The following is a 21958-nucleotide window of genomic DNA, read 5'->3' as shown; positions in this document are numbered from 1 at the left end:
TCATTCCCGTGCAGATGGAGCCGGAATTGCCTCATCTTCGGCCACAATCCGTAGATAGAGGTCCTCTAGCCGGCGAGGTTGTTCAGATAGACTATAGACCGCGATTCCAGCCGTAATCAGCCGATTCACGATTGCCGGATTAAGCAGATGTGGTTCGGCAGTTTGCCACACGATTCGGTCATGCCCAACTGCTTCCGCGCCCACCAATTCGCGCACCACTGTCAATGCGCGGACTTGATCGGTAGGCCGGGCTACGATCAGTTCAAACGCCGGCTCTCCCAACAACTGGCGACTCAGTTCGGCGAAGGGGCCAACTGCGATAATCTGACCACCGCGAATAATCGCGATCCGGTCGGCCAATTCCTCGGCCTCACTCAGATTATGCGTTGTGAGCAAGATACTCCGTTTCGCGCCACGCAACTCACCGATAGCATCGCGTACCGTGCGTGCACTCTGCGGATCCATCGCCGTCGTCGGTTCATCAAGAAACAGTACCGGCGGATCGTGAATCATAGCCCGGATCAACGCCATCTTCTGGCGCATACCCTTCGAGAAGCTTTCCAGATTACGGTCACGTACCTCCCAGAGGCCAAACTGGCGCAAGAGGACTTCACTGCGCTGACGGCACTGCACAGCATCGAGGCCAAGCAGCGCGCCGAAAAAGGCCAAATATTCGAGTGCCGCCATTCGCCCGTACAAACCGGGATATTCGGTCAGGAGTCCCACCATACCACGCACCCGTTGTGCATCACGCACCACGTCGTGACCACAGATACGCGCCTGACCACTGCTCGGCGGCAAGATCGCCGCCAACATACGCACGGTAGTCGTCTTACCGGCCCCATTTGGGCCGAGCAAAGCTATCAACTCTCCCGGCTGCACGGTGAGCGTGAGATCACGTACCGCGACAAAATCACCGAATTGCTTACCGAGCTGAATAGCTTCGATCATAATCTGCTCGCTGGGTTGAGAAAGCGGATATGCAGGCCACATTTAGTATTGTATACCGATTTCATTACCAAACATCGCTCGTTAGAACGATGTCGCGTTGATAGGGATTACTCAGAGCGATGCAGTATCGTCGACAATAAGGGGTGGCGTGTATATTATGTCTATTAATATCTTAGGTATACTACATAGGAGAATGTCTTTATTGGGTAAAGAGGAGCATCATTATGGACGAACCCCAATCCACCAATGATCCAGACATGGGCAATCACTTCACGTATTGGAGCATCGTTGGCATTTCAGCTCTACTGTGCTTTGCGTGGCTCCTGACCGGCAGCCTAACGCTAACGTTAATCATTATCGTGCTCGGCCTCCTCCATCTCGCCCAATTCTTTCCCGTCGCTGAAGCGATTGTCCGTAGTGATCCAATCCTCTTGATCATCCGCCGCTTCTCTCTCCTCTTTGTACTCGTCATCACAGGCATTGCTATTGCTATTCGCTACCTTCGGTTGTGAAATATAGACATTTTGCACAAATTATGTGGCAGTTTGCTTGTTGAATTTATCCAATCCTTTTGCTATGATGCAGGTAGTTCTCCGTCGCCGATCAAGCGACGGCTACTGGGTAGCTCAACGAGGAATGCCCGGCAAGTGCATAGCAGCGCGGAGGGAGACCATGGAAGTTCAAGGGATGCTAATCGGGTTGATCGGATGGGCGGCCACCGCTATCCTGGCGTTGGGAGCGCGTCGATTGGCCGACATCGAACAACGGGCCATGATTGTGTGTAGCTGGTTGGTGTGGATGATTCCTGGCTTCGGTACGTTCGTGCGGAGCGGTGCAATGACCATCGACGCGGCTGCCCTCTACGTTGGTATCTCGACAATGCTGCTTGCCGGGCTGCTTTTGGTCGGTATTCGTGGGCGTAAGCGTGTCCGCTGAACGACACCCATTGTGCGCTCACCCTATTCAACACCAAAATGCGAATGGCTGTTTCCCCATTCGCATTCGGTGTGGCTAAACACGCTCGTGATACCTAGGCGTCGTAATACATCATGAACTCATACGGGTGTGGGCGTAACGCCAAGCCGACCGCCTCTTTGCGCTTTGCCTCGATATATGTTTCGAGCAAATCGGGGGTGAAGACACCTCCCTTCAACAAGAAGTGGTAGTCGTGCTCCAGTGCATCCAACGCCTCGTTGAGCGAACCGGGGGTACCGCGAATGTCGGCTTTCTCTTCAGGCGACAACTCGTAGATATCCACATCAAGCGGTGGTGGTGGCTCAATCTTGTTCTGGATACCGTCAAGACCGGCCAGCAGCATCGCGGCAAAGGCCAGATAGGGGTTACACATCGCATCAGGAGCACGGAATTCGATGCGGCGTGCCTTCGGTGACGAGCTGTACGTCGGGATGCGGATAGCCGCCGAACGGTTGCGCATCGAGTAGACGAGATTGATCGGCGCCTCGAAGCCCGGCACCAATCGCCGATAACTATTGGTGGTCGGCGCACAGATCGCCAATAATGCTGGGGCGTGTTTGAGGATGCCACCAATATAGTATTGTGCCGTCTTTGACAGCAGTGCGTACTGGGTTTCATCGAAGAAGAGCGGCTCACCGCCTCTCCATAAGCTCTGGTGCGTATGCATACCCGAACCGTTGTCGCCAAAGATCGGCTTAGGCATAAACGTGGCGCTGTACCCGTGAGCGCGAGCCACATTGCGCACAATGTATTTATATTTTTGCACCTTATCGGCCATGTTGACCAATGAGTCGAAGCGCATGTCGATCTCGCACTGGCCGGCAGTAGCGACCTCGTGGTGGTGTAGCTCGATCTCGATCCCGATCTCCATCATCTTCAGGATCATCTCCGAGCGGATGTCCTGTAAGGTGTCGGTCGGTGGTACCGGGAAGTAGCCCTCTTTGTGGCGGATGCGATACCCTTTGTTCCCCCCCGGCACTTCAGCTCCCGTGTTCCACACCGCTTCGGGGCTATCAATATAGTAGAAGCCCTGATTGGCACTCTGACCGAAGCGCACATCACTAAAGAGGAAAAACTCCGCTTCCGGCCCAAAGTAGGCTGTATCGGCGATACCGGTTGTCTTCAGATACGCTTCCGCCTTCTTCGCCACCGTGCGCGGGTCACGGCTGTAGGGCTGGCGGGTGATCGGATCGATAATGTCGCAGATCAGTACCAGCGTCGGGATACTGAGGGTCGGATCGATAAAGGCCGTCGAAGGGTCGGGTACCATCAGCATATCACTCTCGTTGATCGCCTGAAAACCCTTGATCGACGAGCCATCAAAACCTAACCCTTCACGGATCATATCCTCGGTCAACCGCGAGGCCGGCAGCGAGTAGTGCTGCCACCCACCAAAAAGGTCGGTAAAGCGCGTGTCAACAATTTGAATTCCTTTGGCTTTAATCAGCTCAATGACCCCCTTCGCATCCATTGCCATGAGAACCTACTCCTTACAGTACAAGAACGAACGCGGTCCGCCAGAACGAATATGGTCCTGAAACAGGCAACGACGCCGCGGCACATTGGCGACCAGCGGCGTCATATTCTTCCTGTCGGCTTCCGTCACATGGGGGCAGATAGAGCGCAGCGCGCAAGGCAGGCGTCAAAGCCGACGAGGCATTCACTTCAATGCAACGCGACATCGCAGCATCGAAACGGTCATCGTCAAACCGGGCCACATCGGTGTTGGCTGTTGCGCCTACGCAGGCGGAGTGCAACATCTGCACCTATCAGTAGTCTAATCAGTTGCCGCCGCTCGCGCTACGGTGAGAGGGTACAATCCTTGCGATAATCGGATTGGATAGTTTGTCTAATGGTTAGCTCTTACCATCGTTATCAATGCCTCAGATAAGGAGCTTGCTTCGGACGGCAGGCCCGCCGCATCGCGGCGGCCTCCGCTCCCGCGCAATACACACATCTCTCACCCATTTTACAAAGCGGCGCGACCGGAGTACAATGGCAAGCCGATCCATGCCGCCATGGCGCGGCAGTCGTCGCAAGCAATCGTGTTGAAAGGAACGAAACGCTGTGAGTAAGAAGATCCGCGTTGCGATTATTGGTGTTGGTAATTGCGCCTCTTCATTGGTGCAAGGAGTTCATTACTACCGCAATGCCCGCGATGGCGATGACATTCCCGGTCTGATGCACGTCAATCTGGGCGGCTATCACATAGGCGACATCGAGTTTTCGGCTGCGTTTGACATTGCCGATACCAAGGTCGATCGCGATCTGGCCGAGGCGATCTTCGCCGAACCGAACAACACCTACCGCTTCGCCGACGTGCCGAAGCTGGGCGTCCCCGTCTCGCGTGGTATGACGCACGACGGCATCGGTAAGTATCTGAGCACGGTGATCCGTAAGTCGAAGCGCGATACCGATGACATTGTGCGTATTTTGCGCGACACCGGCACCGATGTGGTCGTTAATTTTCTCCCTGTCGGTAGCGAGATGGCGACGAAATGGTACGTCGAGCAGGTCCTCGATGCCGGTTGTGCCTTTATTAACTGCATTCCGGTGTTTATCGCCAGCCAAGAGTATTGGCGGCGGCGGTTTGAAGAGAAGGGGCTACCGATTATCGGCGACGATATCAAGAGCCAAGTCGGCGCAACGATTACCCATCGTGTGCTGACCACCCTCTTCAAAGAGCGCGGTGTGCGCCTCGACCGCACCTACCAACTGAACTTCGGTGGCAATACCGACTTTCTCAATATGCTTGAGCGCGAGCGGCTCGAGAGCAAGAAGATCAGCAAGACGAATGCGGTCACGTCACAGTTGGGCTACGAGTTGCCGGCAGAGAACGTTCACGTCGGGCCGAGTGACTACGTGCCGTGGCTCGGCGACCGCAAGTGGTGCTATATCCGTATGGAAGGCACTACCTTCGGCGATGTGCCGCTCAACCTCGAACTGAAGTTGGAGGTGTGGGATTCGCCAAACTCGGCGGGAGTAGTGATCGACGCCATTCGCTGCGCTAAGTTAGCCCTCGACCGGGGGATCGGTGGTGCACTCTATGGACCGAGCAGCTACTTTATGAAGACTCCACCGCGCCAGTTTACCGACTACGAGGCACGGGAACTCACCGAACGCTTTATTCGCGGTGAGGAGGGAGCAAAGTAAGGAAGGCAAAGGCGCAAAGACGCTGAGGGGTTGCGGGTTTGAGCCAGGTGAACGTGTAACTCTATCCTGCGCGTCTTCGTGTCGCTGCGCCTTTGCGTGAACACTATCCAAACAGGATGGGCATGAAACTGATTGTCCAGATTCCGGCCCTCAACGAACGCGATACCATTGCCGACGTAATTCGTGCCATTCCCCGCCAGATACCCGGGGTGGATCAGGTTGAGGTACTGCTGATCGATGATGGTTGCACCGACGATACGGCCACAGTGGCCTTAGCCGCCGGAGCCGATCATGTTGTGCGTCATACCGCCAACAAAGGCTTAGCCACCGCTTACCAGACCGGTATTGATACTGCGCTTCGCCTTGGGGCGGACATCATCGTGAACACCGACGCCGACAACCAATATCCCGGTAGCGAGATTCCGCGTCTTATCGCACCGATTCTCGCCGGCAAAGCCGATATTGTGATCGGTGATCGACAAGTGCATCAGATCGAGCACTTTTCACCACTTAAAAAAGTTCTACAACACGTGGGAAGCGCAGTAGTGCGTTGGGCATCGGAAACAAATGTCCCCGACACGGTTTCCGGCTTTCGCGCTCTCTCACGCGAAGCTGCATTGCGCACCTTCGTCACCTCCGATTTTTCCTACACCGTTGAGAATCTGATCCAAGCCGGTAAGCGACGGTTGACGATTGTCGCCGTGCCGATCACGACCAACCCGGTGCAGCGACCGTCGCGGTTACACCGTGGTAACTGGAACTTTATTAAGCGACAGGCAGCGATCATCGCCCGCACCTACACTACTTACGAACCGCTAAAGGTCTTCAGCTATATCGCCCTCTTCTTTGCGACGCCCGGTTTCATCCTGCTGGCTTGGGCGGCCTTTGTCTTCATTGGACGACGGCTAAATATCCTGTCGGCAACGAACGATCAATCGCTGCTGGTCGGGAGCGTATTGGTGCTGATGGCGCTGATCATCTTTTTGATCGGGCTATTAGCCGACCGCGTCGGCGGTGTGCGCCGCCTGCAAGAAGAGATTCTCTATCGCACGCGCGTCAATTTAGTTGAACAAGAGGCGTGGCGCCGCACGATCAGCGCCCGACTCGACCGAATCGAGCGGGCGCTGGGAGTGACCATCAACGACGAGCAAGATGAGACCATAGCTAAGGATTCACAGTCATCAACGCGACCGTAATGTGATCATTTGCCGCTAATGGCCGGCGGTATTAATCTCTTCAGCGTCGAATACGGAGGGGTTAGGCTCACCTTCTACCACGATCTTGGCAATTGCCCCCTTGTCAATCGAACGACTGAGCGCGTGATCGACTAAGATATAAGTACCGGGCACTTCCAGGTTGAACTCGATAATCACCGCACCACCCGCCGGGATTATCGTCGTCTGGACGTTGTGGTTCTGGAGGCTACCACCTTCAACGTACACCGTATCAAAGATTTCGCCGATCACGTGGAAGTTGCTACTCACATTCGGGCCACCAACCCCGACGAAGAGTCGTACCGTCTCACCAACCCGGGCCTTCATCGCATGATCACCGGTCAAACCACCGGCCCGCCCGTTGAAGACAATGTAGGTCGGGTTTTCATCCTTCACCGCCAGCGGGTTGAAGGTAAGGTGCCCTTGTGTACCGTGGGCTTGTTGCGTGTAGAAATCACCTTGCATGATGTAGAACTCGCGATCAACCGGTGGCAAGCCACCTTCCGGTTCGACTACGATCAGCCCGTACATACCGTTGGCGATATGCGATGGAATATGCGGCGTCGCGCAGTGGTAGACGAACACACCGGGATTGAGAGCCTTGAAGCGAAAACGCTTGGTTTGGCCGGGAGCAACTTGCGTTGCGACTGCACCACCGCCCGGTCCGGTCACTGCGTGCAGATCGATAGAGTGCGGCAACATGCTATCGGGGGCATTGGTTAACGCCAGCTCGACTGTATCACCGACCCGCACACGGATCATCGGACCGGGTACCGTACCATTGAATGTCCAGAAGGTATACGTACTTCCATCACCGAGATAGCCCACCACCTCGCGCGTTGTTAATTCGACCGTCACCGTCTGTGCCGGACGCGCACCGACCGGTGCCGGTACAGCATTGGCTGGCAGCATCACCTCATGCGTCACTTCCATCGCCGGGGCGACGGTTGGTAGGACCGGCATCTGCACACCGGTTGGGGAAGGTACTGCTGTACAAGCGGTCAGAAGAGCTGTGACCAGAGTAATTATGATTCGGCGGATCATAGACGGCTCCTTGTTTATTCAGGCTTATCCTGTACACATCGTAACCGACGCTGCCGCAAGAGTATGTGACAAAAGTCACTATCTCATCACACTGCCGGTTATTGTCTGCGCCAGGCCATTCTGTGCTACCATGCAGACATTCCCGCCGACAAGATGGAGACTCCTACTATGATCGACACGATCCGCCAACAGTGGACCAACGGCTCCGTTGTCTATAACGCATGGCTGACCATTCCCAGCCCGTGGAGCGCCGAGTTGCTGGCTACCGCCGGTTTTCCCTCGCTCACTATTGATTTACAGCACGGCCTCATTGACGACCCGACCGCATTGCAGATTCTGCATACCATCGATCAGCGCCGCTGTCCGGTATTTGTACGTTTAGCGTGGAACGAACCGGCGGCGATTATGCGAGCATTAGACCGTGGCGCAGCAGGGATTATCGCGCCACTGATCAATGGCCCCGACGATGCGCGAGCGTTGGTAGCCGCTTGCCGCTTCCCGCCAGAAGGGATACGTAGTTATGGGCCGGTACGAGTTGGTGTGGCTCACGGGGTCGCAGCACCGGCGGCAGTGGCGCAACTGCCGGTGCTAATGCCGATGATCGAGACGGCAAACGCGATGGAGCAGCTTGAGGCGATTGCCGACGTACCTGGCATTGATGGCCTCTATGTCGGACCGGCTGACCTGAGCTTGAGCCTCGGCTTACCGGTGCCGGTCGATTTTTCCGCACCTCCCTTCCGGGCTGCACTCAGCCGGATCGTCGCCGTCTGCCGGCAACGTGGGCTTGCAACCGGCATCTATGCCAACCCCGATCTTGCTGCCGATTTGGCTGCACTCGGCTTCAATTTCATCACGATTGTGAATGATGGGGATTTGATCATGAAAGGGGCTGTTGCCGCTTTGCAAACGGTACGGGCATAGCAGGAGAGCTACACCATTACGATTCCGCACATGCTACCAAGCCCTCGCGATCACAGATTACAATTGCGCCGCGCTCGATACGGATCAAGCCTTGCGCTTCAAACTGATGAAGGGTACGGCTCACCATCTCGCGCACGGTACCGATCATCGCCGCCATTTCGGCTTGGGTGAGCGGTGCGACAATCTCACCCTGTTCAGAAGCAATCGCTCGATTAAGCAACAATTGTGCCAAACGGCCCTGCACGCTGTGCAGGGCAATATTATCGATCAGATTGACCATGTGGCGCAAGCGGCCGGCAAATTCGCGCAGTAACGCCATTGCCAACGGTGGATGCTCGGCGACCAACCGGCGCATAGCGTCAATCGGCAGTACGAGCAGATCAACGTCGGTAATTGCTTGAACGTTGACCGGACAAGGGCCGTGGTCAAAAATTGGCACGGTATTGAAATGTTGACCAGCGCCCATGACATTGACGATCTGCTCGCGGCCATTGAGGGCGACTCGCACCAACTTCACCCGCCCGGCAACAATCGCGTACATCGCCTGCGGAGGTTCGCCGGCTAACACAATCACAGCACCCGACGAGTACGAACACGGGTAGGCAATCGTTGCCAACGCTTGCACCGTAGATTCGGGTAAGTGCGAACAGAAACTCACCCGTCGTAATTGGGCTATTCGTTCGTTACTCAATTGCTACTTACCGGTGTGATGATTGTCACTGCATACCGACGACAACATCATTATAGTGGCGAGCAGAAGGATTGAAAAGGGGTGAGGGTATGATCACACAACCACTATCCTCTGCCGCCACCGTCCTACCCGAAATAGATCGCAACCGCTGCAACGGTTGTGGTATCTGTGAAGCGCTCTGTCCGACGCATGCGGTCGCAGTGCGCGATGGATACGCGGTGATTGTTGATGCAGGTGCGTGCACCTTCTGCCCACTCTGCGAAACCTATTGCCCGCAAGGTGCGATTGGGCGACCGTTTACCATCACCTTCTGCACGACCCGGGATGGATGATGGCCGGCACGAGGCAAACTACGACGACAGCGGGACGACGGTTTTTTCCATAACAAAGCTGGGCCAACCCAACCGGGTGCACCAGCCGTCTAACCACCACACTTCGCGATACCCCAACCGGCGATAGAATCGCTGCGCACCGGTATTGCTCGCCAGCACTTGCAACCGGGCGCGGGCCAAGCCGCGAGCATGGATGCGATCTTCCAGCGCGGCTATCAATACCTGCCCTGCACCACGACCGCGCACCGCCGCCGCCACCACGACACTGTGGATCAAGGCGCTCTGCGCATCATCGTGCCGGTAGACGCCGAACAGGGTACGAGAGACGGTGGCCGCTAATTGCAACGTCGGTAGCAGGCCGATCTCGCGCAGCGCCGCCGCGAGCGTACCGCGCGGCGCGCGCTCGAACACTGGCGCACCGGGAAATTGCAGCATGCCAGTACCGATCACACGCTAACGCAAAGGCGCAAAGCACGCGAAGGTCGCAAAGGGTTTAACGCAAAGGCGCAAAGCACACGAAGGTCGCAAAGGGTTTAACGCAAAGGCGCAAAGCACGCGAAGATGATTGTAATGATGGGCCGCGAGTACGGTTTGGGGTAAACACCCAAAGACCTTAGCAACCCCTGCGTTCTCTACGCCTTTGCGTTCATCCCTCTTTGCGTCTCTGCGCCTTTGCGTTTATTTGCTTACCCCATCGACCACGGCGGCGATTGCCGTTCGAGAAAGGCACGCAGGCCAGCCTGCCCTTCCGGGCCGGTACGCGCTGCGGCGATCGCCTCGATCGCCAACCGGCGCACCTCGGCCAGCGGCTCGCTGCGCACGGCGCGTAGCAATTCCTTGCTAGCCGCAATCGCCTGCGGGCCACCGCGCAGCAGATCGGCCACGACGCCATCGACCGCCGCATCAAGCTGGTCTGGCGGAACCACTTCATGCACCAAGCCAATCGCCAGCGCCTGCGCCGCCTTGATCCGCCTCCCGGTCACGAACAACGCGCGGGCATGGCCAAACCCGATTCGGGCAGCGACAAAGCGGGCAATCACCGCCGGCAACAACCCCAAGCGCACTTCGGTCAAGCCAAACACCGCATCCTCGGCGGCCACTGCATAATCGGCACAACAGACCAAGCCCACCCCGCCCCCCAAGGCTACTCCATGCACCCGCGCCACCACCGCCTGCGGCAGCGTATCGAGCGCGGTAAACATCGCATCCAGCCGGGTCGCATCGGCGACATTCTCTTCATGCGAATACGACAAACTATTTCGCATCCAATTCAGATCGGCCCCCGCGCAAAATGAAGGGCCATCACCTTGCACCACCAGCACCCGCACCACCGGGTCATGCCGCACCTCGTGACAAACTTCGGTGATGCCGGCGATCACCTCCGGGTTAAACGCATTATGCACCGCCGGACGTTGCAGGATCAGCGTCGCCACCGGCCCATTGCGGGTCAGGGTCAGCACTGCCATAGCGATACTCCTGTGTGAATGAAAAAAAGGTTGGCTTAACGCAGAGCCGCAACGAGTTTAACGCAAAGCCGCCAAGAACGCGAAGATCGCAAATAAGGATGGTAGGGATGGGACACAAGTACGGTTGAGGATAAACCGCCAAAAACCTTAGCGCCCTTTGCACCTCTGCGTTTGATATCTTTGCGCCTTGCGACGCAATGCTATGCGCTTATTCCGCAGATAAACGCGCCCTTTGCACCTCTGCGTTTGATATCTTTGCGCCTTTGCGTCTCACTCTAGCGGCAATTCAACACTCGCCACCACCTCAGCCAGAATATCCGCCGCCGTGCGCCCACGTAACGCCGCCGCAGGCCGCACCAGCAAGCGATGGCTGATGACCGGCCCCGCCAGCGCCTTGTAATCATCGGGCAACACATAATCGCGCCCGGCCAATGCCGCCCGCGCCTGCCCGGCCCGAAACAGGGCCAGCGTCGCCCGCGGACTCATCGCCAGCGCCAAATCGGGATGCGCGCGCAGCGTCTGCGCCACTCGCACCAAATACTCGCGCAACGACGGCGCCACCCGTACCCCATACAGCGCCCGTTGCAACGCCGGCACCTGCGACCCATCCACCACCGCCGCAAGCTGCGTAATCGGATGCTCGCCAGCCAGCGCCGCTAACATCTGCACCTCTTCAGCCGGAGACGGATAGCCCAGCCGCACCTGCACCAAAAATCGGTCAAGCTGCGCCTCCGGCAAGGGAAAAGTGCCTTCAAACTCAATCGGGTTCTGGGTCGCCAAAACCAAAAACGGCTGCGGCAGCAGATGGGTCACGCCATCGATGCTCACCTGCGCCTCACCCATCGCCTCCAGCAAAGCGCTCTGCGTGCGCGGCGTCGCCCGGTTAATCTCATCAACCAGCAACACATGGCTAAAAAGCGGGCCGGGTTGAAAGACAAACTGACCGGTCTGAGGACGATAGACACTCACCCCGGTCAGATCGTTCGGCAACAGATCAGGCGTACACTGCACCCGCCGGAAACTCAACCCCAACGACAGCGCCAGCGCGCGGGCCAGCATCGTCTTCCCCACACCGGGAACATCCTCGATCAACACATGCCCGCCGCACAACAACGCGATCAACAACAGGTCAATCGCCTCGCCCTTGCCGACGATCACCCGCGCCACATTCGCGCGCACCCGCCCGGCAAACTCGGCCAGCGCGCGCACATCAGTTGAGGTTGATGGTAACGTCACGTTCTATCTCTTTACCGCAGACCTACCCGATCTGGATGCGATTTGCTCGATAAGGTCACACAGAAACCTACGGATGTAATGGATTGGGATCGAACATTGTCCTTAGCGATCCGTCATATCCGGGTGAATCCGTGCCCTATATGCCCGATCCGTCTCAACTCGCGCCAATTCCGTATCTTATTCCACCCTTCCCAACCTGTGTGAATCCGTGTCTTATTCCCGCTCATCATTATATCCGAGAACAACCCGATCTCACCCGCGCACCAAATCGCTTGACACTCGCAATCCCACGTTATCCCACATTATCCCACATTATCCCACACGAAACCCACATGGGTGTTAGGAGTTTTTGGAACGGATGTTCTAAAAGTGCCAATAAAGCCAACGATTGAGGTTGCACCACATCATGCGGAGATAGTATGATAAAGAGCAACATTTTCCTAAGCATAGACTTGAGGTTTTTATGTCAGATACACCTGACTACAACCGCGTCATCGCCGAGTGCCTTGCGCACCCGCCCCCCTTCCGATGATCTGATTGCCCTCATCAAGCGCGTGCTCACGGCTGAAGACAAACCATCGCGTGAGCGACTGCAAGCGCTGAATCGACAGCTTAACGCACATTCCAATCAACGCCGCTTGGTGTTAGTCTACGGCGGCGCGACCAAGATCAAGGGCTATGTCTTTGAGGCCCCCAAACTGCCTGAAATTCGCGGCGCCAGCGCGCTGCTCGATTGGGTGGGCGAGCAGCAGGTGCATCAGATTTGGCACAAGGCCTTCCCGAAAGGCGATCCATCCAAACCGCATCCGTATGTCATCTATGCGAGCGGCGGCTCGTTTTTGGCCTTCACTCCCTGTTCCGAAGCACAAGAACTAGCCACTCAAGTAGAGCGCACCTACACCGAACACACCCTTACCGCAAACAGCGTCGCCATCGCCGCTTGCTTCGACCTGCTCGAACTGCGCTATGGGAGACTGTTCCACGACAAAGCGACAGATTCATTCTATTGGGTTGAGGATTTTATTCACGACTGCCAAGATGCTAACAAATGGGCGGAACTGGAACAGTATTATTATCTCCATAAAGATTCAGGTTTCGCTGCGAATGACAAGAGTGAAACTGCCCTCAAATGGCGCTTCTTCAATCGCAAGACCTTTGGCGAACTCGTAACGGTGCTGGCAACGATGTTTCACCGCCGGCGCGATGAACGGGCTAGCCATGGCGAGCCACACTATCTGCCGCATTACGAGTTAATGCCGTGGGACGTGAAGTGCCACAGCAGTGATGTGCGTTCAGCGGTGATCGAAGCGCGAGTCGGCGATGATCGCCGGCAGCTTAGCGAAGCATCGGCCCGCAAACTAGCGGTTGGTCGCACGGTCAAAGGCGTAGATATTGGCGATCTCGAGAAAACACTGAAACCGTGGCGCGTACCGCCGGACTTAGAGACTTGGGAAACGCGCTGGCACGAGTTTCTCGACAACCATCCACAAAGCAACTACGCTCGTCACCTTGATAACGCTGCAATCAAGCCCGCCTCCGATATAGCAGATATCGCTGCGGCTTCCTTGCCATCGCGCTACATCGGCCTGATCTACGCCGACGGTAATAATATTGGTCGCCTCATGGCAACGCTGACCACCCCCCAGCGCTATTACGAAGTTTCGCATGTGTTGAGCGAGGTGACGAGAGAAGCTATTTTTACTGCTTTAGCTGAGCATCTCACACCGGCGAATAAAATCCATCTCTTCGAGATTCTTGCCATCGGCGGCGATGATCTCTTCATTATCGTGCCGGGAGACAAGGCGTTTGATATTGCGCTGACGATTGCACTGCATTTCGAGCGAGAGTTGACAGTACGGCTCGGATCGCTGATCCAGCGCAAAATAACGGAAAATAGTCAAGAGAAACTTGTCCGGTATCACGGTAACGATCCTGTTGCACAAGCAATCCGCACCTGTTCCCCCGCCGTTGGTCTCTCGGCTGGGGTGCTGATTGCCCAAGAAAACACCCCTTCTTCTTCCTGCGCGATCTGGTAGAAAAACTGCTGACAAATGCGAAGAAGCTGGTCAAACGGAACGCAACCGGTAATTTCTTCGACGGCGCGATTGACTTTATGGTGCTGAAGTCTATCGGGATGGTGAGCGATAGCATTGATGCCTTACGCGCTGAGGCATTGCAAGATTTCTCAGACAGCCAGCGCCGTCTTACTGCTCGCCCCTACACATAGGCCGAATTCGCCGGTCTGCTGGCGTCGATTCGAGCACTGAAACAGGCCAATGTGCCACGCTCGCAACTCTACCGCATCCAGCGGGTGTTGTTGCGCAACCGCACCGCCGGCATCTTTGATAGTGCAATGGAATATCTCTACACCCGTTCGCGCCTGCGCGGCATTAGCGAGACGCTGATCGAACATGTTGAGAAAGCGTGGTGCTGGCCATCGCCATCTATGCCGCAACGGGTGCATGTGCCGCCTTGGTCATCGCGACTTGATGGCACGGGTAAAGAACGACGCTACGAGACGATTTGACCAGACCTGCTGGAAGCCTATGAGTTTGTGCCCGCCAAGTAGTGATGGAGATGCTATGCAGTTACGCATTGAATTAACTATTGCCAGCCGCACTGCCTTTAGCATTGGCGCCGGCGGTAGCGTGATGACCATTGCTGATAAGAGTATTATCCGTGATGGTTGGGGCCGTCCGATCATCCCCGGCTCGCAATTGAAAGGCCGTTTGCGCTGGTCTGTCGAGCAAGTGCTGCGCGGGTTAGAGCAAGATATTCCTAGCCCGTTTGATGGGCCGGATCGCGAAGAGATAAATACGCTAGTTAAACAAATATTTGGCACGCCCAAATTACGCTCACCGCTCTTTTTCGCTGATCTGCCCGGCGTTATCGGCGATCCGGCGCAGATGGATGCGCTGCGCACTGAGTGCATCCAACATCAGAGTCTGATTCGCCCTTCGGTGACGATCAACCGCGCGCGCCGCACGGCTGCTGACAAGCTGCTGATGTTTCAAGAAACCGCGCAAGAGACGTTCCATTCGCCGCGCGCCATTACCGGCCAAATTACGGACGTGTCTCACGCCGCGCTCCTCTGGATGGCGTCACATCTCAGTACCCGTTGGGGCGGCACGAAGTCGCGCGGTTTGGGTTGGGCGACAGTTGAGGCAAGGGTCTTTCTCGATCAACAAGAGCATCCGGCAACGCAATTGGTTTCTGTTGGCAGGATACTCCCGTCACCAATCCAAGACATATTCCGACGCGTAGCACATTCTCACTTGCTTGTCAACGTGTCAATGTAGGATATTCCGGTCACCGAATCTAGACACATCTGACTATGCAAGCACAGTCCGAAGGTAGGAGCGAAGTTCGGTGTGGAGGTTCATATACGCTTCGACGGAGCAAAGATTGCAAAATGATCCCAAACTATCTTCCATTTTTACCGATTGCACGACTACAATATATAGCAGAAAAGAAACCGTAAGCGAGGTTTGGTTACACCGCGGCGCTATCATTATTGTAGCGCCGCGACAGTGCATAGTTCCTTGTCCACCGCCCTACCATTCGTCAACAAAGACACAACGATGAGCAACCTCGACAATGTTCATCCCTCCTGCCAAGCGTTTGTCAAGGTGGTTGAAGAGCTGCTTAAAGCCCGCCGCACGGAACTCAATCAAGGGCAGAGCTCATGTACGCTGGCGCGGTGAACCCAAGACTTTCAGGTACAACCAGTTTGTCGATCTGGTCTATCCCTCGTACAAAGCGCTTCGGTCTGGAAAACTCAAGAGGCCACCGGACTGCGCGATGGTCCGCTATATTGCCGATTATCTGGAATGTGACGGAGAGGAACCCGCACGACTCATCACGGCTGCCGGACATCACTCCGTCTTGGTCAGTCCGTCGCCTGAGGAATCAGAGCCGTTCCTGGCGGATGCCCGCAAGACGCTCGCGTTCCTCTCACTCCCGGCCTATATTCTCAACCATTATTGGGATGTGCTCGATGCGAACGATCATCTGTCGAAGCTGTTAGGTATGACGCGCGCGCAACTTGGAGCGTCACTGAACGTGATGCGTAATGTTATCCAGCTCATCTTTGATCCGCAATCACCGATCTACCGCGCGTTGTACTGCGATCACGACGAATGGGAGATGACTGCCAAGCGACATATTGTTGGCTTTAAATTGCAAACCAGGTATTGTGAAACTGACCCTGAGTTTGAAAAGCGATTAGCGCACTTTCGGGAATTGCCAAACTTTAGTGAGTATTGGGATAAAATTGATATTTATACCAATCTGGAATACACCTACAGCGATCAGATACCCCACTACGTTACCACCATGTATGCCGCCAATGGGCGCAAGGTCAGGATTCAAATGCTGTTTATCTTCTCCAACTATAACTTCCTCAACTATAACCAAGCTCTGCAAGTCGTGGCGGGGCAGCCATTTGATGCAGAAAGCTGTGCGGTGTTTCGCGAACTCGGCATTCCGATACCTGAGGTTTACCATAAGGAAATGGGGGTAGAAGACAATCGAATGATGGATGATCAGGTTCTGGATGCTGCCTGAAGTTCCATTGGAAGTGATTGATGTCTGAGCGGTAACTTATGGTTGGCGGCAACGTTTGCCTACACTCTCCCGTTGGCTGAGGTGAGTACGCCGCACTAAGCGACGGAACGAAGCGCCGCTTGTGTGCATCCCAGAGCTTGCTCTGTCGGTTCCATTACGAAGACTGCACTATGGGGGCGTTTGCCGGCCCATCGAGGTTGCTCGCGCCGTACCTTGGTCAGAATGGTGCTAAGCGGTTATGAACGGTACGGCGCATAACCATCAGATCGATCGTGCTACAGTACTCCCACCGAACTGTTATCGCCCAACATCAGTCGGTATGCTTTCGGTCGTAACGGGCTACGACTGATCTCCACGTTCCGCCCGATCAAGCTGTCTTCAAGCCGGTGGGGAAGGTTGCGAATTGTGCAATACTCTAACACAATGCTATGCTCAATCTCGCACTCTTCGATGTGGCAATGGTGATAGATCGAAGTAAACGGCCCTACATACGCATTGACGATCCGCGTATGTTCACCGATGATGGCCGGACCGCGAATCGTACTGTTGATGATCTCGGCGCCCGGTTCGATAATAACTTTGCCGATCAACTGCGAATCACGATCCACATACCCGTGTACCGCCGGCTCCATCTCTTCGAGCACCAACCGATTGGCTTCGAGCATGTCATTTTTCTTGCCGGTATCGATCCACCACCCCTCGTGAATGTACGGGTACACGTTGTACCCGTTGCTGACCAACCACTGAATGGCGTCGGTAATCTCGAGTTCGCCTCGCGCCGAGGGGCGAATTGCCTCAACCGCCTCGAAGACGTGGTGATCGAACATGTAAATGCCCACCAGTGCCAAATCCGACTTCGGTTCGCGCGGTTTCTCGACTAACCGGATAATTCGCCCATCGTCATCGAGTTCGGCAACACCAAACGAGCGTGGGTCGCTGACCTTTTTCAACACGATTTGCGCGTTGTAGTTGCTGTTACCAAACTGTTCGATCAACGGACTGATCCCACCCTGAATGCAGTTATCACCCAGAAACATCACAAACCGATCAGTACCCAGAAAATCGCGGCTAATCTTGACCGCATGCGCCAACCCCAGCGGCGCTTCTTGCGGGATATAGGTAATTTTCACTCCCCACCGCCGGCCATTGCCGACTGCCGACCGAATTTCGTCGCCGGTATCACCGATCACAATACCGATGTCGGTAATGCCGGCATCGCGGATCGCTTCAATCACACGGAAGAGTACCGGCTTGTTAGCGACCGGTACAAGTTGTTTGGCGCTGGTATACGTAATCGGGCGTAGTCGGGTGCCTTTCCCACCGCTTAGCACAAGTCCTTTCATAGCCGCCTTCTTCGCTGATATGAGTTTAGGTATCACCGGTTGATTCTACACCATGTGGCAGATCTAGCAACTTATGGTAGAGTCAGCAAAATAGGTAGTTGTAGTGAGGGAGGGTCTTGTATGGCGGAGATTCGCGGTATTATCAGTGCGATGCTTACTCCATTCACCAGTGATGTGGGTCCGGTTGATTATGAGTGGCTGCCGGAATACCTACACTTTTTGGCCGACGGTGGTCTTTATGGCGTGTTAGCACTTGGTACCACCGGTGAGGGGCCGTCAATGAGCGTTGCCGAACGGATCCGCACCCTGGATATTATTATGCAACACCGCGGTGAGCTGAGCGTGATTGCCGGTACCGGCTGCGCAGCGCTTACCGATACGATAGCGCTGAGCCGGGCAGCTCTCGATCTGGGAGTGGATGCTATCTTGGTGATGCCGCCGTTTTATATCAAGCAACCAAAAGAGATCGGTGTACTAACCTATTTTCGCGCCCTCTGCGATGCTCTGCCGGCAGATGCGCGGGTCATGCTCTACCACATTCCCCAGGTGACCGGTGTGCCGATTACAACTACGATCATCGATGGCCTTCTCGAAAGCCATCCGAGTCAATTCTACGGTCTCAAAGATAGTAGCGGCGATTGGGAGCATTCAAGAATGTTGATCGACCGCTATCCGCAACTTCGTATCTTCACCGGGAGTGACCGGTTGATTGCCCGGGCGTTGGCCGGTGGTGCTGCCGGTGCGATTACGGCTCTCTCAAGCGCGTTTCCCCATCTCGCCCGTGCCGTGTACGACGCCTTCTATCAAGGTGGTGATGTCTCGGCAGCGCAGGCTAAGCTTAGCGCTGTGCGTGATCTGATCGATCCCATCAATACACCTCCGGCATTGAAGGCGGCGCTAACGTGGACGAGTCATTTGCCGGAGACGGCGCTACGCCTGCCGCTCATGCCACTCGACAACGAGGAGGTGAATGCACTGCGCATCGCCTACGAGCGGATTATGGCCGGAGCATAGTTACACAATTGATGAGCGGAGCGTCTGCGTTCCAGCCGCTACGCCTATCTTATTGGCCTCATTCCGCCTTACAACAGTAAGCATCTATCCGATTTACGGTATACTACTACTAGATATATCGAACGCAAAGACGCGAAGGCCGCATCGCGCCTTTGCGTTTTTGCGCAACCAGCACACGCCCTATGAACCAGACACCATTAGCCAATCTGCACGTTCGTGAACTATTACCGCTTCAACCACCACGTGTACTAAAAGCCGAACTTCCGATCAGCCAGGCTGCGACCCACACGGTTGCCGAAACCCGGGACGCGATTCGCCGGATTTTACGTGGTGAAGATCACCGTCGGATCATGGTGGTTGGGCCATGCTCGATCCACGATCCCGAAGCTGCTCTTGACTATGCCCGTCGCCTGCAAGCGCTGCAACGCCCGCTCGGTGACCAGTTACTGATCGTGATGCGAGCGTATCTCGAAAAACCGCGCACCACCGTCGGTTGGCGTGGTTTGATCAATGACCCACACCTTGACGGCTCGTTCGATATGGCCGCAGGCTTGCGCATTGCCCGCCAATTGTTACTGGCGATCAACGAACTTGGCGTGCCGGTCGCGACCGAGATGCTTGATCCGATTAGTCCGCAATACCTCGACGACCAAATTAGTCTCGCGACGATCGGCGCCCGCACCAGCGAAGCACAAACGCACCGAGCGTTAGCCAGTGGGGTTTCGATGCCGGTTGGTTTTAAGAATGGTACTGATGGCGGTATTCAGATCGCTGTCAACGCCTGTGTTTCGGCAGCGGTACCACACAGCTTTCTCGGTATCGATGAAGATGGGCGCAGTGCAGTGGTACGTACCACCGGTAATCCTGATGGTTTCGTCATTTTGCGTGGTGGCCGCTACGGCCCCAATTATCATCTCGAGTACATCGTGCAGGCGACGCGGTTGATGCGCGAAGCCGAACGGACTCCGGCAGTAATGGTCGATTGCAGTCACGCCAACTCCGGTGGCGATTTTCGCCGTCAAGAAGCGGTTTGGCAAACGGTACTCGGCTATATGGTCGAAGAAGATTTGCCGATCATCGGGATGATGCTGGAGAGTAATTTGTTCGAGGGGAAGCAACCACTTGTCGCCGACCGCAGCCTGCTGAAGTACGGTGTTTCACTGACCGACGGTTGTGTTGGGTGGGACACAACCGAACGCTTGTTACACGAGGCCCATCTGGCGCTGAGCAAGCGCTAAGGCGGTAATGACGAGAGGCGGGTTGATGCCCACCTCTCCACCAGGATTACCCTACAAACGCGGCATGGACAGCCCGTACCGCTGCATCGGCATCGTGCTCGGATACAACGAGCGAGATGTTATTCTCGGTGCTCCCTTGCGCAATTGCAATCACGTTGACCCCCGCCGCGCCGAGCGCGCCAAACACCCGCCCGGCAATCCCCGGCGTACCTCGCATGCCCGACCCGACCACAGCCACGATCACGACCGGCGCAATTGTGCCGATATGCTCAACATCGTGGGCGGCAAATTCCCGATCAAGTTCACAGCGTAATTCGCTAACCACTTTCTCGGCTTCGTTGCTCGGTATGGCGAAACACACACTCTGCTCACTGCTGGCTTGTGAGATCAGCAAAATGTTGGCGCCGGCCCGCGCCACCGCACCAAAGATGCGCGCTGCCACGCCGGTCAAACCAAGCATGCCCGGCCCGCCAACGGTGATCAGACTCAACCCTTTGATTGCCGTAATCGCCCGCACGCTCTCACCATCGCCTTCGGCATCAATTAACGTCCCCGGATGGCTGGGGTTGAAGGTGTTACGAATGCGGATAGGGATGCGACGGTGGACGAGCGGTTGAACGGTCTTGGGGTGTAAGACGTTGGCTCCGTAATAGGCCATCTCGCCCATCTCGGCATACGAGAGTCGGGGTAAGGTTCGTGCTTCGGGAACGACCTTAGGATTCGCCGACAACACTCCGTCCACTTCTTTCCAGAACCAAACTTCGTCGGCATCGAGATCGGCGCCGAGAATCGCACATGTATAATCGGAACCACCGCGACCGAGGGTGGTTGGGACACCGTTGCGGGTAGCGCCGATAAAACCGGTGACGACGGGGACGCGCTTTGCGGCAAGGAGCGGCAACAACCGTGCGCAACTGCGCTCGCGCGTGTCAGGTTCGATCGGTGAAGCATTACCGTAGCGGTCGTCAGTAACGATCAGCTCGGTGGCATCAATGGCTTCGGCATCGATCCCGGCGCTACGCAGTGCAGCGGCGATCAAGCGGGCGTTGAGACGTTCCCCTAGCCCGCTAAACAGATCGAGGGCGCGCGGCGTTAGCTCACCGAGTACGGCAATACTCCGCGAAAGATCGCTCATGTAATCGAGCATCGAGCGAATCTGGGGTTCGAGCGCCGTGCACTCTGCCGGGGTCGCTACCTCGGCAGCAGCCCGCATATGGAGTTCGAGCAGGCGTGATGCAATCTGTGCCGTAGCATTTCCATCACCGGCAGCCGCCGCTTTTGCTGCTGCGATCAAGGTGTCGGTGGTGCGCAGATCGGGGGCATTCATCGCCGATACGACGACGACCACTTCATGTTCGCGAGCATGCGTACCGACAATCTCCACCACCCGGCGGATCGCGTCGGCACTACCAACCGACGTACCACCGAATTTCATCACGAGACGCATAACAAGTTCCTCCTTGCCCATAATTAAAACACGCCGCGGCGTGCAATTTGCATCACCGCGACGTGGATTCCGCTACGAACAACTTAACCCAAATATCGCAAAGACGCTAAGGCCGCAAAGGCGCTAAGTGTTTCTAAACGCAAAGGCGCTAAGAGTCTACGGTACTGGCTAGTTTCTCACTCCCGCCCCTCCCATCAAACCCTCTGCGCGCTCGGCGCCCTTTGCGTTGTGCCCTTCGAGCGTAATGGTTGTCCAATCCTGGACCCATCAAACCCTCTGCGCGCTCGGCGCCTTTGCGTTGTGCCCTTCGAGCGTAATGGTTGTCCAATCCTGGACCCATCAAACCCTCTGCGCGCTCGGCGCCTTT

At 56.0% G+C, this 21958-nt stretch carries 21 protein-coding genes; 12 read left to right on the top strand and 9 right to left on the bottom strand.

The annotated features are described in order from the left end of the window. The gene (locus AC01ZF_RS02380) at window positions 1–951 is read right to left on the bottom strand and encodes an ABC transporter ATP-binding protein (protein ID WP_424676249.1); all 951 of its coding nucleotides are present in this window, start codon (window positions 949–951) and stop codon (window positions 1–3) included. Between the two features lie 224 nt (window positions 952–1175). Here AC01ZF_RS02380 and AC01ZF_RS02375 point away from each other — a divergent pair, with 224 nt between their 5' ends. Both AC01ZF_RS02375 and AC01ZF_RS02370 read left to right on the top strand, forming a co-directional pair. Then, window positions 1176–1463 carry a hypothetical protein gene (locus AC01ZF_RS02375; protein ID WP_424676250.1) on the top strand — a complete coding sequence of 96 codons (288 nt, stop codon included), beginning with the start codon at window positions 1176–1178 and terminating at the stop codon, window positions 1461–1463. Between the two features lie 160 nt (window positions 1464–1623). Further along, the gene (locus AC01ZF_RS02370; RefSeq protein ID WP_424676251.1) at window positions 1624–1887 is read left to right on the top strand and encodes a hypothetical protein; all 264 of its coding nucleotides are present in this window, start codon (window positions 1624–1626) and stop codon (window positions 1885–1887) included. Between the two features lie 94 nt (window positions 1888–1981). Here AC01ZF_RS02370 and glnA read toward each other — a convergent pair whose 3' ends face one another. Next, window positions 1982–3403: a type I glutamate--ammonia ligase gene (glnA, locus tag AC01ZF_RS02365; protein WP_424676252.1), complete on the bottom strand. Its 1422-nt coding sequence runs from the start codon at window positions 3401–3403 to the stop codon at window positions 1982–1984. A 590-nt stretch (window positions 3404–3993) separates the two neighbouring features. Between glnA and AC01ZF_RS02360 the strand changes: the two genes are divergently transcribed. Then, entirely contained in the window at window positions 3994–5079 is a 1086-nt protein-coding gene (locus AC01ZF_RS02360) for an inositol-3-phosphate synthase (protein ID WP_424676253.1), read from the top strand. A gap of 122 nt (window positions 5080–5201) precedes the next feature. Continuing rightward, complete coding sequence (locus tag AC01ZF_RS02355) at window positions 5202–6275, top strand: glycosyltransferase family 2 protein (protein WP_424676254.1); 1074 nt, start codon at window positions 5202–5204, stop codon at window positions 6273–6275. A 15-nt stretch (window positions 6276–6290) separates the two neighbouring features. Here the strand turns inward: AC01ZF_RS02355 and nirK are convergent, their stop codons facing one another. Continuing rightward, on the bottom strand, window positions 6291–7337 hold the full coding sequence (gene nirK, locus AC01ZF_RS02350) for a copper-containing nitrite reductase (protein WP_428112998.1): 1047 nt from the start codon (window positions 7335–7337) through the stop codon (window positions 6291–6293). A gap of 168 nt (window positions 7338–7505) precedes the next feature. Here nirK and AC01ZF_RS02345 point away from each other — a divergent pair, with 168 nt between their 5' ends. Next, window positions 7506–8258, top strand: coding sequence for an HpcH/HpaI aldolase family protein (locus tag AC01ZF_RS02345; protein WP_424676256.1), 753 nt, complete (start codon window positions 7506–7508; stop codon window positions 8256–8258). A 16-nt stretch (window positions 8259–8274) separates the two neighbouring features. On the opposite strand, the gene AC01ZF_RS02340 is transcribed toward AC01ZF_RS02345, so the two are convergent. Beyond that, a complete protein-coding gene (locus AC01ZF_RS02340) occupies window positions 8275–8949 on the bottom strand; it encodes a Crp/Fnr family transcriptional regulator (protein ID WP_428112995.1) in 675 nt (224 codons plus the stop codon). A gap of 89 nt (window positions 8950–9038) precedes the next feature. Here AC01ZF_RS02340 and AC01ZF_RS02335 point away from each other — a divergent pair, with 89 nt between their 5' ends. Beyond that, window positions 9039–9281: an ATP-binding protein gene (locus tag AC01ZF_RS02335; protein WP_424676258.1), complete on the top strand. Its 243-nt coding sequence runs from the start codon at window positions 9039–9041 to the stop codon at window positions 9279–9281. A gap of 18 nt (window positions 9282–9299) precedes the next feature. Here AC01ZF_RS02335 and AC01ZF_RS02330 read toward each other — a convergent pair whose 3' ends face one another. From AC01ZF_RS02330 to AC01ZF_RS02320, 3 genes are all read right to left on the bottom strand, one after another. Beyond that, a complete protein-coding gene (locus AC01ZF_RS02330; protein ID WP_476575079.1) occupies window positions 9300–9716 on the bottom strand; it encodes a GNAT family N-acetyltransferase in 417 nt (138 codons plus the stop codon). A 251-nt stretch (window positions 9717–9967) separates the two neighbouring features. Next, window positions 9968–10747, bottom strand: a complete 780-nt coding sequence (locus AC01ZF_RS02325; RefSeq protein ID WP_476575078.1) for an enoyl-CoA hydratase-related protein — start codon at window positions 10745–10747, stop codon at window positions 9968–9970. A 270-nt stretch (window positions 10748–11017) separates the two neighbouring features. After that, complete coding sequence (locus tag AC01ZF_RS02320; protein ID WP_428131411.1) at window positions 11018–11983, bottom strand: AAA family ATPase; 966 nt, start codon at window positions 11981–11983, stop codon at window positions 11018–11020. 641 nt (window positions 11984–12624) lie between these two features. Here AC01ZF_RS02320 and AC01ZF_RS02315 point away from each other — a divergent pair. The 4 genes from AC01ZF_RS02315 (at window position 12625) to AC01ZF_RS02300 (ending at window position 16549) form a co-directional block, all read left to right on the top strand. Further along, window positions 12625–14019, top strand: a complete 1395-nt coding sequence (locus AC01ZF_RS02315; protein ID WP_424676262.1) for a Cas10/Cmr2 second palm domain-containing protein — start codon at window positions 12625–12627, stop codon at window positions 14017–14019. A gap of 242 nt (window positions 14020–14261) precedes the next feature. Further along, window positions 14262–14510 (top strand): hypothetical protein, encoded by a 249-nt coding sequence (locus AC01ZF_RS02310; protein WP_424676263.1) that lies wholly within the window; start codon window positions 14262–14264, stop codon window positions 14508–14510. A 55-nt stretch (window positions 14511–14565) separates the two neighbouring features. Further along, window positions 14566–15282, top strand: coding sequence for an RAMP superfamily CRISPR-associated protein (locus tag AC01ZF_RS02305; RefSeq protein ID WP_424676264.1), 717 nt, complete (start codon window positions 14566–14568; stop codon window positions 15280–15282). A 502-nt stretch (window positions 15283–15784) separates the two neighbouring features. Beyond that, window positions 15785–16549: an MmyB family transcriptional regulator gene (locus AC01ZF_RS02300; protein WP_424676265.1), complete on the top strand. Its 765-nt coding sequence runs from the start codon at window positions 15785–15787 to the stop codon at window positions 16547–16549. A 275-nt stretch (window positions 16550–16824) separates the two neighbouring features. On the opposite strand, the gene AC01ZF_RS02295 is transcribed toward AC01ZF_RS02300, so the two are convergent. Then, window positions 16825–17892, bottom strand: coding sequence for a glucose-1-phosphate thymidylyltransferase (locus AC01ZF_RS02295; protein WP_424676266.1), 1068 nt, complete (start codon window positions 17890–17892; stop codon window positions 16825–16827). A gap of 120 nt (window positions 17893–18012) precedes the next feature. Here AC01ZF_RS02295 and AC01ZF_RS02290 point away from each other — a divergent pair, with 120 nt between their 5' ends. Both AC01ZF_RS02290 and AC01ZF_RS02285 read left to right on the top strand, forming a co-directional pair. Further along, window positions 18013–18906, top strand: coding sequence for a dihydrodipicolinate synthase family protein (locus AC01ZF_RS02290; RefSeq protein ID WP_424676267.1), 894 nt, complete (start codon window positions 18013–18015; stop codon window positions 18904–18906). A gap of 182 nt (window positions 18907–19088) precedes the next feature. Next, window positions 19089–20144, top strand: a complete 1056-nt coding sequence (locus tag AC01ZF_RS02285; RefSeq protein WP_424676268.1) for a 3-deoxy-7-phosphoheptulonate synthase — start codon at window positions 19089–19091, stop codon at window positions 20142–20144. A 46-nt stretch (window positions 20145–20190) separates the two neighbouring features. Here the strand turns inward: AC01ZF_RS02285 and AC01ZF_RS02280 are convergent, their stop codons facing one another. After that, window positions 20191–21591, bottom strand: coding sequence for an aspartate kinase (locus tag AC01ZF_RS02280; protein WP_424676269.1), 1401 nt, complete (start codon window positions 21589–21591; stop codon window positions 20191–20193). Between the last annotated feature and the right edge of the window lie 367 nt (window positions 21592–21958).

Source organism: Chloroflexus sp. (genome assembly GCF_056331925.1).
This window is presented reverse-complemented; position numbering and strand designations above follow the sequence as displayed.

What these genes read in the sequence shown, in the direction of transcription:
- AC01ZF_RS02380 (WP_424676249.1), bottom strand. Translation starts at nt 951, where the DNA reads ATGATCGAAGCTATTCAGCTCGGTAAGCAATTCGGTGATTTTGTCGCG.
- AC01ZF_RS02355 (WP_424676254.1), top strand. Translation starts at nt 5,202, where the DNA reads ATGAAACTGATTGTCCAGATTCCGGCCCTCAACGAACGCGATACCATT.
- AC01ZF_RS02280 (WP_424676269.1), bottom strand. Translation starts at nt 21,591, where the DNA reads ATGCGTCTCGTGATGAAATTCGGTGGTACGTCGGTTGGTAGTGCCGAC.
- nirK (WP_428112998.1), bottom strand. Translation starts at nt 7,337, where the DNA reads ATGATCCGCCGAATCATAATTACTCTGGTCACAGCTCTTCTGACCGCT.
- AC01ZF_RS02330 (WP_476575079.1), bottom strand. Translation starts at nt 9,716, where the DNA reads ATGCTGCAATTTCCCGGTGCGCCAGTGTTCGAGCGCGCGCCGCGCGGT.
- AC01ZF_RS02295 (WP_424676266.1), bottom strand. Translation starts at nt 17,892, where the DNA reads ATGAAAGGACTTGTGCTAAGCGGTGGGAAAGGCACCCGACTACGCCCG.
- AC01ZF_RS02345 (WP_424676256.1), top strand. Translation starts at nt 7,506, where the DNA reads ATGATCGACACGATCCGCCAACAGTGGACCAACGGCTCCGTTGTCTAT.
- AC01ZF_RS02300 (WP_424676265.1), top strand. Translation starts at nt 15,785, where the DNA reads ATGGTCCGCTATATTGCCGATTATCTGGAATGTGACGGAGAGGAACCC.
- AC01ZF_RS02335 (WP_424676258.1), top strand. Translation starts at nt 9,039, where the DNA reads ATGATCACACAACCACTATCCTCTGCCGCCACCGTCCTACCCGAAATA.
- AC01ZF_RS02305 (WP_424676264.1), top strand. Translation starts at nt 14,566, where the DNA reads ATGCAGTTACGCATTGAATTAACTATTGCCAGCCGCACTGCCTTTAGC.
- glnA (WP_424676252.1), bottom strand. Translation starts at nt 3,403, where the DNA reads ATGGCAATGGATGCGAAGGGGGTCATTGAGCTGATTAAAGCCAAAGGA.
- AC01ZF_RS02375 (WP_424676250.1), top strand. Translation starts at nt 1,176, where the DNA reads ATGGACGAACCCCAATCCACCAATGATCCAGACATGGGCAATCACTTC.
- AC01ZF_RS02290 (WP_424676267.1), top strand. Translation starts at nt 18,013, where the DNA reads ATGGCGGAGATTCGCGGTATTATCAGTGCGATGCTTACTCCATTCACC.
- AC01ZF_RS02285 (WP_424676268.1), top strand. Translation starts at nt 19,089, where the DNA reads ATGAACCAGACACCATTAGCCAATCTGCACGTTCGTGAACTATTACCG.
- AC01ZF_RS02325 (WP_476575078.1), bottom strand. Translation starts at nt 10,747, where the DNA reads ATGGCAGTGCTGACCCTGACCCGCAATGGGCCGGTGGCGACGCTGATC.
- AC01ZF_RS02370 (WP_424676251.1), top strand. Translation starts at nt 1,624, where the DNA reads ATGGAAGTTCAAGGGATGCTAATCGGGTTGATCGGATGGGCGGCCACC.